The sequence below is a fragment of the Candidatus Omnitrophota bacterium genome, from assembly GCA_028693815.1.
Taxonomy (GTDB): domain Bacteria; phylum Omnitrophota; class Gorgyraeia; order Zapsychrales; family Aceulaceae; genus Aceula.
On record JAQUUP010000002.1, the window covers coordinates 132,355 to 146,163 of the forward strand.

The 13,809-nt window shown below is 36.6% G+C and carries 16 protein-coding genes; 15 read left to right on the forward strand and 1 reads right to left on the reverse strand.

What is annotated here, in order from left to right:
* Positions 1 to 2: 2 nt before the first annotated feature.
* Positions 3 to 1,688: an AAA family ATPase gene (locus PHY73_01310; GenBank protein ID MDD3374346.1), complete on the reverse strand. Its 1,686-nt coding sequence runs from the start codon at positions 1,686 to 1,688 to the stop codon at positions 3 to 5.
* A gap of 252 nt (positions 1,689 to 1,940) precedes the next feature.
* On the opposite strand from PHY73_01310, the gene eno reads away from it, so the two are divergent.
* From eno to PHY73_01385, 15 genes are all read left to right on the forward strand, one after another.
* Complete coding sequence (gene eno / locus PHY73_01315) at positions 1,941 to 3,212, forward strand: phosphopyruvate hydratase (GenBank protein ID MDD3374347.1); 1,272 nt, start codon at positions 1,941 to 1,943, stop codon at positions 3,210 to 3,212.
* Between the two features lie 100 nt (positions 3,213 to 3,312).
* On the forward strand, positions 3,313 to 3,576 hold the full coding sequence (locus PHY73_01320; protein ID MDD3374348.1) for a septum formation initiator family protein: 264 nt from the start codon (positions 3,313 to 3,315) through the stop codon (positions 3,574 to 3,576).
* A 275-nt stretch (positions 3,577 to 3,851) separates the two neighbouring features.
* Complete coding sequence (locus tag PHY73_01325) at positions 3,852 to 4,292, forward strand: group I intron-associated PD-(D/E)XK endonuclease (GenBank protein MDD3374349.1); 441 nt, start codon at positions 3,852 to 3,854, stop codon at positions 4,290 to 4,292.
* Between the two features lie 548 nt (positions 4,293 to 4,840).
* The gene (locus tag PHY73_01330) at positions 4,841 to 5,839 is read left to right on the forward strand and encodes a thermonuclease family protein (GenBank protein ID MDD3374350.1); all 999 of its coding nucleotides are present in this window, start codon (positions 4,841 to 4,843) and stop codon (positions 5,837 to 5,839) included.
* Between the two features lie 289 nt (positions 5,840 to 6,128).
* On the forward strand, positions 6,129 to 6,575 hold the full coding sequence (locus PHY73_01335; protein ID MDD3374351.1) for a hypothetical protein: 447 nt from the start codon (positions 6,129 to 6,131) through the stop codon (positions 6,573 to 6,575).
* Between the two features lie 149 nt (positions 6,576 to 6,724).
* On the forward strand, positions 6,725 to 7,402 hold the full coding sequence (locus PHY73_01340; GenBank protein MDD3374352.1) for a GGDEF domain-containing protein: 678 nt from the start codon (positions 6,725 to 6,727) through the stop codon (positions 7,400 to 7,402).
* On the forward strand, positions 7,365 to 7,940 hold the full coding sequence (locus PHY73_01345; GenBank protein ID MDD3374353.1) for a tetratricopeptide repeat protein: 576 nt from the start codon (positions 7,365 to 7,367) through the stop codon (positions 7,938 to 7,940). Before PHY73_01340 ends, PHY73_01345 begins: the two co-directional genes overlap by 38 nt.
* Positions 7,921 to 9,273: a deoxyribodipyrimidine photo-lyase gene (locus PHY73_01350; GenBank protein MDD3374354.1), complete on the forward strand. Its 1,353-nt coding sequence runs from the start codon at positions 7,921 to 7,923 to the stop codon at positions 9,271 to 9,273. The genes PHY73_01345 and PHY73_01350 overlap by 20 nt, the downstream gene beginning before the upstream one ends.
* A gap of 3 nt (positions 9,274 to 9,276) precedes the next feature.
* Positions 9,277 to 10,200, forward strand: coding sequence for a DUF523 domain-containing protein (locus PHY73_01355; protein ID MDD3374355.1), 924 nt, complete (start codon positions 9,277 to 9,279; stop codon positions 10,198 to 10,200).
* 28 nt (positions 10,201 to 10,228) lie between these two features.
* A complete protein-coding gene (locus PHY73_01360; protein MDD3374356.1) occupies positions 10,229 to 10,651 on the forward strand; it encodes a BLUF domain-containing protein in 423 nt (140 codons plus the stop codon).
* A 64-nt stretch (positions 10,652 to 10,715) separates the two neighbouring features.
* Positions 10,716 to 11,480 carry a hypothetical protein gene (locus PHY73_01365; GenBank protein ID MDD3374357.1) on the forward strand — a complete coding sequence of 255 codons (765 nt, stop codon included), beginning with the start codon at positions 10,716 to 10,718 and terminating at the stop codon, positions 11,478 to 11,480.
* Positions 11,481 to 11,808: 328 nt separating this feature from the next.
* Positions 11,809 to 11,994 carry a ferredoxin gene (locus tag PHY73_01370; protein MDD3374358.1) on the forward strand — a complete coding sequence of 62 codons (186 nt, stop codon included), beginning with the start codon at positions 11,809 to 11,811 and terminating at the stop codon, positions 11,992 to 11,994.
* Positions 11,995 to 12,122: 128 nt separating this feature from the next.
* On the forward strand, positions 12,123 to 12,248 hold the full coding sequence (locus PHY73_01375) for a desulfoferrodoxin FeS4 iron-binding domain-containing protein (GenBank protein ID MDD3374359.1): 126 nt from the start codon (positions 12,123 to 12,125) through the stop codon (positions 12,246 to 12,248).
* Between the two features lie 129 nt (positions 12,249 to 12,377).
* The gene (locus PHY73_01380; protein ID MDD3374360.1) at positions 12,378 to 12,548 is read left to right on the forward strand and encodes a DnaJ C-terminal domain-containing protein; all 171 of its coding nucleotides are present in this window, start codon (positions 12,378 to 12,380) and stop codon (positions 12,546 to 12,548) included.
* A gap of 20 nt (positions 12,549 to 12,568) precedes the next feature.
* The coding region (locus PHY73_01385) for a Clp protease N-terminal domain-containing protein (protein ID MDD3374361.1) at positions 12,569 to 13,809 on the forward strand (1,241 nt) is incomplete at its 3' end.

The window sequence follows — 13,809 nt, forward strand, 5'->3', positions numbered from 1 at the left end:
TTTTATTTTTGTGCCTGACTTCGCGATAACGGTGTTATGCCAAATTTCTTAAAGATATCTTCGATTTCGTCGTATTCAAGTTCTTCTTTTTTCAGAAGTTCTTGAGCAAATGTTTCAAGAAGATCAATTTTATCTTTAAGAAGATCGGTTACTTCATTTAAGCAGCTGTGCAGTATTTCTTGAGTGTCATTGTCCAAAACTTCTTTAGTTTTTTCACTAATTAGAGATTGGCTATAAGGGGTAACCAGAGAGTGAAAGTCTCCAATAAGACCGGTTTTGCCCATGCCAAGCTGCCAAACCATATAATGAGCATAGCGCATGGCAGTATCAAAATCGCTTCCTTGTCCTCCGCCAACACCACTTGAGGTTGTGCCAAATTTTAGTTTTTCAGCAACATAGCTTGCGATGCTTACTTTTATATTAGCCATTAGATGATCTTTGTTGCTACTGTGTAGTTCTTCTGATGGTCTATGAGAAACAAAGCCAAGAGCTCCTTTGTGAGGGATAATGGTTGCTTTGATAACATCGTCGGTTGGATGAAGCATGTAGGCAATGACCGCGTGTCCGGCTTCATGATATGCGGTCCAAATTTTTTCTTTTTCTGTTAATGTGATATTTGATTTTAGACCAAAAGTGATTCTGTCATATGCTTCAGACAAATCTTTCATGGAAACTTTACGCAAACCATCCCGGATCGAGATGATGCTAGCTTCACGAATCATATTTTCAATATCGGATGGAGAAAACCATAAAGCTTTGCGTGCTAAGATTCCAGGATTAACTGTATCATCAGAGTCTACTTTTTTTAGATAGAATTTAAAAAGTTCTTCACGTTCTTTCAGGTTTGGACGCGTGACGTGGATTTTTCGGTCAAATCGTCCTGCGCGCATAATGGCTGAATCAAGTTCGTTTTCTGCAACGTTTGTCGCGGCAATAACGACAATATTATTTTCTTGTTGTCGTAAACCATCAAGTTCGGTTAAGAATTGGTTGATGGTCGCATTCATAGACATTGTTCCACCGAATCCTCTATCTGCTTGGCGAGGACGGGCAAAAGAATCAATCTCGTCAATAAAAATAATACATCCGCCTTCTAATTTAGCAAGAGCACGTGCCTGTTTAAAAAGCGATTTCATACGTGAGACGCCTTGTCCGACAAAAATTCCAACAAATTCACTTCCAACGGCTGGAATAAAGGGAAGGCCACATTCGGTGGCAATGGCTTTGGCCAGATATGTTTTTCCGCATCCAGGAGGCCCGAGCATCATGGTTCCTTTGACGATTTTTCCTCCAATAGCCGTGACCATGGAACGGTCCTTAAGAAGCTTTACGATTTCCCATGCTTCCTTTTTGGCGCCTTCCATTCCAATGACTTCGTCCCATTTGACATTGACTTTAGCTTTTTCAATCTTTGTATCAAAAAGCTTGCTAAAACCGCCTTGCATCATGTAGTATTGCATCCCCATCATGATGGGCATGGTAATCATGTATACGATGACAAACATTGGAAGCATGATAGCCATTTGGCCAGCGATTTGTCTTTGGCTAAAAGATTCAAGCTGATTAAAGCTGCTGGCCGCATAATAGATAAAAAATCCTGCAGCGATTACCGCGGTGGCCGTGAGAGCCATAACCAGAATTTTGACCCAATTAATTTTCATAAAAATAATAAATCTTTTCATCTTCATAAGAATAATTCCCCACTTAATAAGTGTTTGATTTGTGATAGATCTCTCTATGCACTTGAATAAAAGGATATCACATCATTTCTCTTAAGTCAATTGAAGAGCCCAACTTACAATATCTTTAAAAGGATCGATTTGATAGCTCTTGACTTCAAAATTGATTTATGATAATGTTCTTAGACATTTAATAGAAATCAAAGCTCAATAATACGAGCTAGTTAAATCATTTCTTTATTTTACGGAGGGCATCCAAACATGTCAAAAATTACAAAAGTTCAAGCACGTCAAATTTTAGATTCTAGAGGAAATCCAACTGTAGAGGTTGATGTTTATCTTGATACAGGCGTTATGGGTCGGGCAGCTGTTCCATCAGGGGCTTCTACCGGCGAGCATGAAGCTGTTGAGCTTCGCGATGGAGACAAGACTAAGTATATGGGAAAAGGTGTGACCAAAGCTGTTAACAATGTTAATACTGTGATGGCTGAAAAGATTATAGGTCTTGAGCCAAATTATGAAGCTATTGATCAGATTTTAATTGATTTAGACGGAACAGAAAATAAATCTAAGCTTGGCGCAAATGCGATTCTTGGTATTTCTTTGGCGGTTGCAAAGGCGGATGCCATTGACAAAAAAGTTCCTTTGTATAAATATCTTGGTGGAGATGATGCTAAGATTTTGCCTGTTCCTTTAATGAATATTCTAAATGGCGGTATGCATGCGGATAATAATTTGGATATTCAAGAGTTTATGATCGCTCCTTTAGGCGCGCAGACATTCAAGGAAGCTCTTCGTATGGCTACTGAGGTTTTCCATAATTTAAAGTCGATTTTAAAATCAAAAGGTCTTTCTACCTCTGTTGGTGACGAGGGTGGATTTGCCCCAAACCTATTAAGCAATGAAGATGCTTTAAAGTTGATTATCGAAGCGATCAAAAAAGCAGGGTATGAGCCAGACAAAGATATTTTTATTGCACTTGATTCTGCTTCGTCTTCTTTTTATAAAGATGGCGGGTATCAGTATAACGGCAAAAATATTTCAGCAGAAGAGCTGATCGATGTTTATAGCGATATGATTAAGCAGTATCCGGTTATCTCTATTGAAGACGGACTAGATGAAAATGATTGGGCAGGCTGGCAAGCTATGACATCAAAGCTTGGCGACAATATTCAGATTGTTGGCGATGATTTGTTTGTTACTAATGTTAAGCGCTTAGGTGAAGGAATCAAGAAGAGTGCTGCCAATTCCATTTTGATCAAAGTCAATCAGATCGGAAGCTTATCTGAAACGCTTAAGACGATCAAAATGGCTAAAGAAAATAAATATACATCGATTATTTCTCATCGATCTGGTGAAACAGAAGATGTTACGATTGCACATTTAGCTGTAGCAACAGGTGTTGGGCAAATCAAAACAGGATCATTGTCTCGAACAGATCGACTTTGCAAGTACAATGAACTTCTTCGTATTGAAGAGGAGCTTGGCGATAAAGCTGTTTATGCTGGCCCGTTGTGGGGAAAAATAGTATAGAAAAAGGACCAAAGGAATAAAGGACTAGAGTGGCAAAGGTTTTTATTTTTTTAATCTTTAATCCTGTAATCCTCTAACCCTTTAATCCTTTTTCAGAATTATGTTCAAAAACGCCATTTTATTATTTATTTTCGCTCTTTCGATACTTGTTATTTTTTTGCCATCTTACCAAAAGATGCAAGAGCTGAAAAATAGAAATTTGCAGTATCAAGGACAGATTGAAGATTTGGAAGAAAAAAAGGCTCGTTTGACCGAAGAGCTTAGACGCCTTAATGATGATCCAGAGTATTTAGAAAAAGTGGGTCGAGAAGAAATGGGTCTTATTCGTAAAGGCGAAACAGTTTATAGAGTTGTGCCAGAATAAAATTAGTATCTAGCATTCTGTATTTAGTGTATAGTATTTAAATGAAGTCAAAATTTATAGAGTGTAAATGATATAAATTTTATAACTGAATTCATCTCGTGCCTGAAGGATGTCGAGGTCGAATAAAATTGTTCTTTATAAAAATTTGGTGGATAAAGGAGAAGTGCGTTGGGCTAATTTTCGAATTTTCGAGAAAATTGTCTAAGCGTTTTCCTTAATATTCCATCGAGAAGAAACGCGGGGTAGAGCAGCCCGGTAGCTCGTCAGGCTCAATAATGGATACAAAGCTCAAATCAGACATTGCAGAATCTGCGGTTATTTTGAAGCTCCTCGAAAAAGGGTTTAATGTTCTAAAGCCTTTTGGTGATCGTCTTGCCTATGATCTTGCTATAGATCAAGAAGGACGATTAATTCGCATTCAAGTTAAAAGTGCATGGTATAGCAAAGATAAGAAAATGCATTTAGTGGATGCAAGGAGAACAAAAACAAACCGACGCAAAATGATTCGAAAGAAATATTCGAATCAAGATTTTGATTTTGCAATAATCTATCTTAGCGATAAGCAGGTTTTTTATATTATGCCTGTAGAGGTTTTTAATAACTATGCTAGTAGCATTAGTTTTGTCGAGGAAGGTAAGCGGCAACGACCTCCAAAGTCAGCTAAATTTAGAGAGAGATGGGATTTGTTGTCCTTTTGTGGGCTGCTAGTCCAGTAATGGATTAGTGAAACCTGTCAAATTCGGTGAAACCTTAACTGGCAATACCGAGCCAAGCCTAGCAGGAATGCTAGGAAGGTGTAGAGACTAGATGGCAGGCATCCTAACTCATCGAGAAGGATGAAGGTATAGTCCAGACCACAAACCTTGACCTAATGTTAGGGGCGGCGAAAGCCGTAGTTGGCAAGCATAACCTGAAGGTCGCTGGTTCAAATCCAGTCCCCGCAACCATGTCAAAAAGGGTCACCCAAAAGGGTGACCCTTTTTGTACATAATTGAGGATGATTTGAACCTCGGCGACCGACACTGTGCCAATAGGCACAGAGAGGAAGTGCCGGGCCAATAGGGCCGGCTTCAAATCCAGAATAAGTTAGAATAAGTTAAATAAGTTAGACCGTTTCTACTTAATAAGTTAGACCGTTTCTACTTTACCCCTAGCCTTATATTAATAAGTTAGACCGTTTCTACTTTACCCCTAGCCTTATATAAACTTACATTAGAAGTGTCCTGTTATTGACACATTCTTTTTCCTCATCTAAAATACCTCCATGCCCAAGACGCAAATAATACCTCAAACCTACAAAACCCTCCTAACCCATTTACAAAAACAGCTTAAAATTTCCCAGAATAGTTTCGAGCGACAATTGGTCATTACTTATTGGAATATCGGCAAAGGCATTGATGTTTATCTAAAAAAGAATCCTCAAAATTATCTCACCGCGCTTACGTGTAAGCTTTCCAAAGATTTGAATATTCACCAGCGTACTCTTCAGCAGTGCCATCAACTTTTTAGTGTGTTTCCATCGCTTGATTTTAAAATACCGATTAGCTGGTCGCATTACAGGGCTTTGTTGTCTTTAGACTCTGATAAAAAAAGAGCGTACTGGCAAAAGCGCATTGTTAAAGAAGATATTAATTTTAAAGAATTGCTCGGATTTTTAAAACAAGATAAGCTTGATTCCAAAACACCTAAAGGCAAATTGGCAAAACCTGTGCGAGGAGTTTTGTATCATTATCGGCTAATGAAAGTCAGCTATGTGGATAAGAGAAAAGCCAGCATTGTTGTTGATTGCGGATTTGAGAATCGCATTGTCCCGCCCAAGCATGATGGGCTGCTTGAGAACAAGCGCATTATTGTTTCTTTTAAGGAAAATGATTACTACAGGATAAAATACACCAAAGATGTTTTAAAAGATAATCTTTATACTTTTAAGGCGCATGTTGAAAGAGTTGTTGACGGCGATACGCTTGTGTGCAATGTGGATTGCGGATTTGGGATCTGGTCAAGACAGAAGCTTCGCCTAAAAGGCATCGATGCGCCGGAAATGGATACTGTTATGGGCGTGAAAGCAAAAAGCTTTGTCGAAGATGTTTTAAGGAATTGTGTTTTTATTATTGTCAAAACATCGAAGTCAGATAAATACGATCGTTATCTCGCGGATATATTTTTTAAGGAAGGCGAGAGCGATGCAGGCGCTGTAGCAAAGGATGGCGAGTATTTAAATCAGCTCTTGATGGATAAGGGTTTGGCAGAAATTTATAGGTGATTTCTTGGGTTTTTGGCAGAATAAAGAATAAATTTTGTAGAAAAGAAAGGGACAGCCCCTAAAAAGGGACAGAGAGGTAGTAGTGGTGTCCCCAAACGGGGACTGTCCCCTTTTTCGTGGTGTCCCCAAACGGGGACTGTCCCCTTTTTCTTTTTCTTTTTTTCTTTTCCTGCTGACGTTTCTGCGAGATTCCGTGCTCATTGGAGATCGCTACCCATGCCATTTTTTAATTCTAAAAGATTTTCTCAAAGTTTTTTGCTATGCTAAAATGTTGAAAAAGGAGAAGGTGATGAAAAAACTGTATTTGTTGTTATTTGCGTGTATTTTTATAATTGGCTGTGCGACAAATATGCCTATTGAAAATTATCTATCCGTTAAGAATATTAAGAAGTTCTTAGAAGAGGACATAAAAATTAATGAAAGCACAGACGAGGATGTGCGGAAACTATTTGGGGACCCGCAGATTATATCTCGATATGAAGCTTCAAGCGTCGAGAGTGAATTGTCAAAGCTTCCTTTGCTTGACCAGTTAACAAAGACATTAAAAACTAATGTTGCCCCAGCAACAACTTGGACTTATATTGAGCCGCTTCATGAAAAAAGCGTTCAGGCAAAGCGCACTATTCAAGTTTTGGGGATTGATGTTTATTATAAGGATGTTAGGATTACTAATATATTTTTTAATAAAAAAAGAGAGGTTCTTGGATACAGTGTTTCCTCTCATTCTATTCAGTAATTTTAATAATCTTAGAAATTAATTAAGTTCTGCGGATGCACACTTAATTAGAAAGTTTATAAATCATTGTCCAGAAATTGTTTATTCATGCTTGGTTCAGATTGTTTCTTTCTTTTTGTTGATTTTTAGAAAAGTTGTATAATATAATTATGACAAAGTTTACAGCTAATTTTTTAGAATATCTTCATAAGCAAAATAAATCATTCTTTATATTATCAGGAATTCTGCTCTCTCTTTTGATAGGTTTTGTCGATTATGTAATCTTAGATTTCTTCATGTTTGAGTTTTATCTTCTTCCCGTTGCCATAGCTGTTTGGTTTGCTGGAAAGAATGTAGGAATTCTTATGGCATTCGTGGTTACCTTGTCCGAACTCTCCATTGATACAATCATAGTTCCCAAGCATGCGAGTCTTTGGGTTTATTGTTGGAATTTTTCTTTAAACATTAGTTTTTTTATCGCAACTGTTTATTTATTAGCGTTTTTAAAGAAAACACTAATAAAGCTTGAGGAGGCATCAACAATAGAAAAAATTATTAATAAACAGCTTAACGCTGAAATTCAGTATCGTAAGGAAGCAGAAGAAAAGCTGAAAGTTTTGGCTAGCCACGATGAGCTTACAGGCTGTGTGAATTTTAGATCAACCATGGAATTTTTAGAAAACGAGATTGCTCGTTCAAATCGTTATCAAAAAAGTTTTAGTATGATTATGGTTGATGTCGATTATTTTAAAAGAGTCAACGATGAATACGGTCATCTTGTCGGCAATGATGCCTTGGTCGCTTTCACTAGTGTTATTAAGAAGAGCATTAGAGCAGTTGAATGTTGAGGCATTCGGAATAGTTTTGCCGGGTCATTTTTTTGTTAGGCAAAAGACGAAGGATGGATATCAAAACCTGGAAATGACAAATAATGGAAGGATTTTGCCTGATGTTTTTTATCGGCAGGTTCATTTAAAGAATATTTATCCTGAAAATTTTAGGCTATTAACAAAAAAAGAAGTTATTTTTGTTTATATTTCTAATTTAGCGAATTACTATAAGCTTAAAGGTTATTATGATAAAGCCATTGAACTTTTTAATGCCGCTTTATATGTTTTGCCAGAAAATGCTAGCATTTATACAAACTTAGGAAACGCTTATGAAAGAAAAAAGGAAATTGTAAAGGCAGGATTTCAATACCAAAAAGCGCTATCCATCAATCCTTATTTATGTGAAACTCATTATAATCTTGGTTTGTTACATTTTCTATATACGGGGTTAAAGGAAGAAGCATATCGGCATGGTCAGGTTGTTCGAAAATTGGGCTGTCCGATGAATCCGGATTTTGAAAGGTTTCTTGTTGAATATGAATTGCAAAAGAATTAGATTGATTCATGAAGGTGGCTTTCAAAAAGGGCCCATTTGCTATTGGATGAGCAGGGATCAGCGTATTGAAGATAATTGGGCGCTGTTGCATGCTCAAGAAATTGCTTTGAAAAATAAAGTTCCTCTGATTGTTGTGTTTTGTCTTGCGTCAAATTTTCTGAATGCTCAAAAACGGCATTATGCTTTTATGCTTAAAGGACTTGTTGAGGTTCAAAAAGGTTTGGAGGAAAAAAACATTTCTTTTTTCCTTCTTTTAGGTAGTCCTGATGAGGAAATTCTAAATTTTATAAAAAAATATAAAGTTGGCGCTCTTGTCACTGATTTTGATCCGCTGAAAGTTAAGCGCGCGTGGAAAGATGCGATTGCGCGCTTGATCGATATTCCTTTTCATGAAGTTGATGCCCATAATATTATTCCTTGCTGGCTTGCTTCACCTAAACAAGAATTTGGCGCGTACACATTAAGGCCAAAGATTAATCGTTTGCTTCCTCATTTTTTGGAAGATTTTCCTCGTGTTAAAAAACACCCTTTTCCCTTTGATAAAAAGTTATCTTCTATCAATATGGCACAATGTTTTTCTTTTCTAAAAGTGGATAATCGAGTTGATGAGGTGAAGTGGACTTTGCCTGGCGAGAAGAATGCTGCAATTGCGCTCAAGAATTTTATTTCTAAAAAATTATCAGATTATAATGAGAACCGAAACGATCCTTGTTTGGATGGGCAATCCAATCTTTCGCCTTATTTGCATTTTGGACAGCTTTCAGCGCAGCGCGTGGCTCTTTTGGTTTTGCGCGCGAAAGCAAATGAAAATTCCAAGCAGGCATTTTTAGAAGAACTTATCGTTCGTCGGGAATTGTCAGATAATTTTTGTTTTTACAATAAAGATTATGATTCTATTAAAGGTGCGCCAGCTTGGGTTCAAAAGACTTTGTTGGAGCATCGTAAAGATAAAAGAGAATATTGTTATGCTTTAAAAGAGCTTGAAAGTGCTAAGACGCACGATGATTTATGGAATGCAGCGCAAATGGAAATGGTTAAATCTGGCAAGATGCACGGGTTTATGCGCATGTATTGGGCTAAGAAGATTTTGGAATGGACGCCGAGCCTTAAGAAGGCTTTTGAAATAGCGCTTTATTTAAATGATAAGTATGAGTTAGATGGCCGTGACCCAAATGGTTATGCTGGTATTGCTTGGTCTATTGCTGGTGTGCACGATAGGGCATGGGGTGAGCGCGCTATTTTTGGAAAGATTCGTTATATGAACTATAATGGATGCAAAAATAAGTTTGATATTGAAAAATATATAGATAAGGTCAAAGGGGCGAAAGGATAAAATATGAATTGTGTTCTTAGAGAAAAAATTCGTATTGGGATCAGTGCTTGTAATTTTGGTGCGAAGGTGCGCTGGAATCATGTTGGCTGGGACAGAGTAAGTCTGCTTGAAAGACAGCAGCTTGATTACTCTTGGACACCTGTTTGTCCTGAAGTTAATAGTGGGCTTGGAGTTCCCAGATTACCTATGAAATTGGTGTCTGGAAATGGGAATGATTTCTGGGATGATAAGGCAAGAATGAAGAATAGAAACGGAAAAGATGTTGGTGATTCTGTAAAAAGAGGGGCTTTGATTTCTCTGGACATCATTAAAAGAGCCGATGTTGAAGCGTATCTTTTTATGGAGGGCAGTCCTTCTTGTGGTGTCTATCGAACAACCTTGAAAAACGAACGACTTGGCAAGCCTCCGGGTATTTTTGGGTCTTTGCTTTTAAAAGAAGACCTATTTTTAATTCCGGCTATTGATTTAGAAAGTCCTTGGAAATGGTGGGATTGGACTCGACGACTACATGCGTTTGTTTGGTTAAAACGTCAAAAGATTAAAACAAAGAAAGAATTGTATGAGATCTGGCATATATTTAAGTTTATTTGTCAGGAAGTTGATGTCCCAGAAGCAACTGCAATTGGACAAAGATTAGCTAACGCTCCAAAGAAGATCGACGATGATTTTATCTCTGCATGGAAGTCTGATGTTATGCGGTTAATCAGGAGGCCTTCAAAATTAAATAGGATTTATTCGATCATGACTAAGCACTATGCGCATTATAGAAAACAATTTGGCCTTAAATTTAAAGAGATTCAGCCACCTGACATTGCAAGTGGAAAACGGAATTTTGCAGAAGAATTAGGAAAAATGGAAAGACGAGCGATTGGCGAGAATTATCATTTTGCGGGACGCCCAATAATATATCAACCTGAAACAAGATAGGTATAAAACTATTAAGAGAGGACAATGTATGTTTCATCAATTGTTATATGTTAGTGTTGAATCGCATCCGTATACGCAACAAGAGTTGGCCAATCTTTTAGATCAAAGTCGAAAAAACAATCAGATTTTAAATATTACAGGCATGCTTGTTTATTATAAAAAACATTTCTTACAAATTTTAGAAGGAGAAAAAGAAGTTGTTTTAAATCTTTTTCAAAAGATTCGAAAGGATAACCGTCATTTGAGCGTTATCTTATTTTGGGATGAACCAGTTCAGGAGCGAAGTTTTTCAGATTGGACTATGGCATTTGTTGATCTTAATCAAGCGAGTTACCGTCAAAAGCTCAAAGGATTTTCAACATTTCTAAAACAAGGTTTTGGGGAAATCTCTGATAAAAATCTTACAACCGCACAAAAACTCTTAGAAGAGTGCAAAAGTTTGTTATCTTGATTTCTTGGATATGCGTATCCCTGCTATTCTTAAATTATAAAGAATCTAAATAATAGGAGAGGGGATGAAAAATTTAATTTACATAATGTTAATAGTATTTTTGTTGAGTGGGTGTACTAGTTTAGAAGAATATATCATGGGTGCTAAAGTTACTATTGAACATCCCAGCTTAGTTTCAGTTTATAGGACGTGGTTTGGTTTTTCAGGTGAAGAGGAATTGCTCGCTCTTAAGAAAGTTGAAGAATATCTAAGCAAGGAGCAAAATGTTTCTTGGGCAAAAGAATGTTCTCTGAAAACTCTCAAGGCCGAAGAAGATATGAACAAAGAAGAAGTTTTAATGGTTTTGGGTGAGCCTTCGGAAAAGATACATAAAAAAAATAATACTGAGCTTTGGATTTATGATGAATATCCAAGCAGTAATGCAAAGAATAGGTATCGTATATTAAATAATCGTATAAGCAAAATCACATTTCAGGATGATATTGTCATAAACCACAATAGGAAATGGATTTCATATTCTCGCACGCCATATCATGTTAGAAAAAGGATTGAGGAATATATTCTCGCAAATCCTCTAATTGAAAAGAGTATTAAAGAATCGCTGAAGGAATTGAAAGTACAAAAAGGTATGGATAAGGAGCAAGTAAAGTTATTAGTTGGCAATCCCACAGAAATAGAGAAGTTATCTGGCAGTGAAGAGTTGTGGATGTTCAAGGGAGATAGATTAAAAAAGAAGGAGTTGGAGTGGTATTATCAATGGGGAAAGATGAAATTCAAGAATGATAGATTGTTTGAGATTGAACTCCAAAAGGTTGAATATAATATGTAAACAATAAATACATAAATAATTTATAAATAATTTAAACTAAATAATTTAAACCGTTTTTAACTTATAATAATTTAAACCGTTTTTAACTTAGACTTAGGGATGCATAGACTTATAGTAGAAGTGGCAGCCCCTTTTTTTTTAGCCGATTGATTCTATCCTTTACTAGTTTTTCCATGTTATACTTTGGTACAATTGATTCTTTTTGGTTTCTTTCTTAAAATACTTTTATTTTTCCAAAATCTCAGGGGGGTGATTTCGCTTGCGTTATTTTACAATAGGAATAGTATGTATGTATTGATTCATAGAATATTAAAGAAAGGAACTATAGATGAAAGTAAAAGTTAATCAAGACGTTTGCGTTGGAAGTCAAGATTGTGTTGATACATGTCCAGAGGTTTTTAAAATGGAAGGTGAAAAAGCAGCGGTTCAATTAGAAGAGGTTCCTAAAGAACTAGAAGATAAATGCAAATCTGCTGCAGATGCATGTCCGGCTGCGGCGATTACTATTGAGTAATCAACTAAAAGCGTTATTAAGCTTAAGGTTTTACTGTAAAAAATAATGGGAATAAAATGGCGCTTATAAGTAAGCGCCATTTTTTGCTTATAGAATATTAAAAGAATTTTATTCAAAAGGAGGATTCAATGAGCGTTAAAGAAGTTGATGAAAAGTACCGTTGTGATGTTTGCGGAAATGAAGTTGTAGTTACGAAAGTTGGCGGAGGAGAGCTCGTTTGCTGTAAGCAGCCTATGGAAAAGATAGAAGGCTAAATTTTTATTAAGATTTGAAAAGAACGACTGGTGCTGCAATGATATGCAACATATCGATCTAAAAATAATATTTCGCAAGAAAAGATTGATAGTAATATTTATGCTTCTCTTGACATTCCTAGAGATATTGTGATAAAAAGTGGAGATGTCAAATTTAATTTGAACACTGGGAAGAAAATAACACTAAAAATTCATCCGAATACAAAAAATGGCCAAAAAATGAAATTAAGGGGAATGGGCAATCCTTGCCCAACATGTGATCATAATGGTGATCTTGTTATTACTGTAAAGTTTAAATAAATTAAAAAGGAGAGGGACCCGTGGCAGTTGATTTTGAAAAGTTTACGCATAAAAGTCAAGAAGCTATTCAGAAAGCAGTAGAGTTTGCATCTCAGATTGGTCATCAACAAATTGAGCCAGAGCATTTGACTTATGCTTTGCTCAAAGCAGAAGGCAGTTTAATTGTTTCATTTTTGGATAAATTTAACATACCTGTTTCTGAAATTCTTAAAGAAATAGAGGTTGAATTGGAGAAAAAGGCAGTTGTGCAGGGAGGTCAGAAGCCATTTTTGTCTAATGTTTTAAATAACGTATTAATTGATGCTCAAAAAATTGCATCTAGCATGACTGATGAGTTTGTTGCACTCGAACATATTTTTTTAGCATTGTTTCAAGATGAAAAAACAATTATAAGCATACAATTAAGAAAGCATGGCGTAGAGAAAGAGGCTATTTTAAATATTATCAAACAAATAAGAGGGGGACAGAAGGTGACTGATATGAATCCAGAAGACAAATATCAAGCGCTAGAAAAATACGGAAGAGATTTAACAGCCCTTGCGCAGCAAGGTAAAATAGATCCTGTTATTGGGCGCGATGAAGAGATAAGGCGTATTGTTCAGGTGCTTTCACGAAGAACAAAAAATAATCCAATTTTAATTGGTGAGCCTGGTGTTGGCAAGACGGCGATTGTTGAAGGTTTGGCACAAAGAATTTATGAAGGAGATGTTTCTGAAGGGCTAAAAAATAAAAAAGTTATTGCTTTGGATATGGGTGCTTTGATTGCAGGCGCAAAATTTCGGGGTGAATTTGAGGATCGATTGAAAGCAGTGCTAAAGGAAATAGAATCTGCTCAGGGGCAGATTATTCTTTTTATTGATGAATTGCACACAATTGTTGGAGCGGGAAAAACAGAAGGATCTATGGATGCAGGTAATATGCTTAAACCAGCATTAGCTAGAGGCACATTGCGTTGTGTTGGTGCCACAACTTTAGATGAGTATAAGAAATATATTGAAAAAGATCCTGCTCTTGAGAGGCGATTTCAGCCAATTGTCGTTGATCAGCCATCTGTTGAGGATACGATCGCAATATTGCGAGGATTAAAAGAAAAGTATGAAGTTCATCATGGTGTGCGCATACAAGATTCAGCTATTATTGCAGCTGCCACACTCTCCGATCGATATATCACAGAAAGATTTTTGCCGGATAAGGCTATTGATCTTATCGATGAAGCTGCTTCAAAGTTGAGGATAGAGATTGATAGCATGCCACAGGAATT

Coding starts and splice junctions, on each gene's coding strand:
- PHY73_01310 (MDD3374346.1), bottom strand. CDS start 1,688: ATGAAGATGAAAAGATTTATTATTTTTATGAAAATTAATTGGGTCAAA.
- PHY73_01360 (MDD3374356.1), top strand. CDS start 10,229: ATGTTTCATCAATTGTTATATGTTAGTGTTGAATCGCATCCGTATACG.
- PHY73_01340 (MDD3374352.1), top strand. CDS start 6,725: ATGACAAAGTTTACAGCTAATTTTTTAGAATATCTTCATAAGCAAAAT.
- PHY73_01370 (MDD3374358.1), top strand. CDS start 11,809: ATGAAAGTAAAAGTTAATCAAGACGTTTGCGTTGGAAGTCAAGATTGT.
- PHY73_01355 (MDD3374355.1), top strand. CDS start 9,277: ATGAATTGTGTTCTTAGAGAAAAAATTCGTATTGGGATCAGTGCTTGT.
- eno (MDD3374347.1), top strand. CDS start 1,941: ATGTCAAAAATTACAAAAGTTCAAGCACGTCAAATTTTAGATTCTAGA.
- PHY73_01375 (MDD3374359.1), top strand. CDS start 12,123: ATGAGCGTTAAAGAAGTTGATGAAAAGTACCGTTGTGATGTTTGCGGA.
- PHY73_01320 (MDD3374348.1), top strand. CDS start 3,313: ATGTTCAAAAACGCCATTTTATTATTTATTTTCGCTCTTTCGATACTT.
- PHY73_01335 (MDD3374351.1), top strand. CDS start 6,129: ATGAAAAAACTGTATTTGTTGTTATTTGCGTGTATTTTTATAATTGGC.
- PHY73_01350 (MDD3374354.1), top strand. CDS start 7,921: ATGAATTGCAAAAGAATTAGATTGATTCATGAAGGTGGCTTTCAAAAA.
- PHY73_01330 (MDD3374350.1), top strand. CDS start 4,841: ATGCCCAAGACGCAAATAATACCTCAAACCTACAAAACCCTCCTAACC.
- PHY73_01325 (MDD3374349.1), top strand. CDS start 3,852: ATGGATACAAAGCTCAAATCAGACATTGCAGAATCTGCGGTTATTTTG.
- PHY73_01365 (MDD3374357.1), top strand. CDS start 10,716: ATGAAAAATTTAATTTACATAATGTTAATAGTATTTTTGTTGAGTGGG.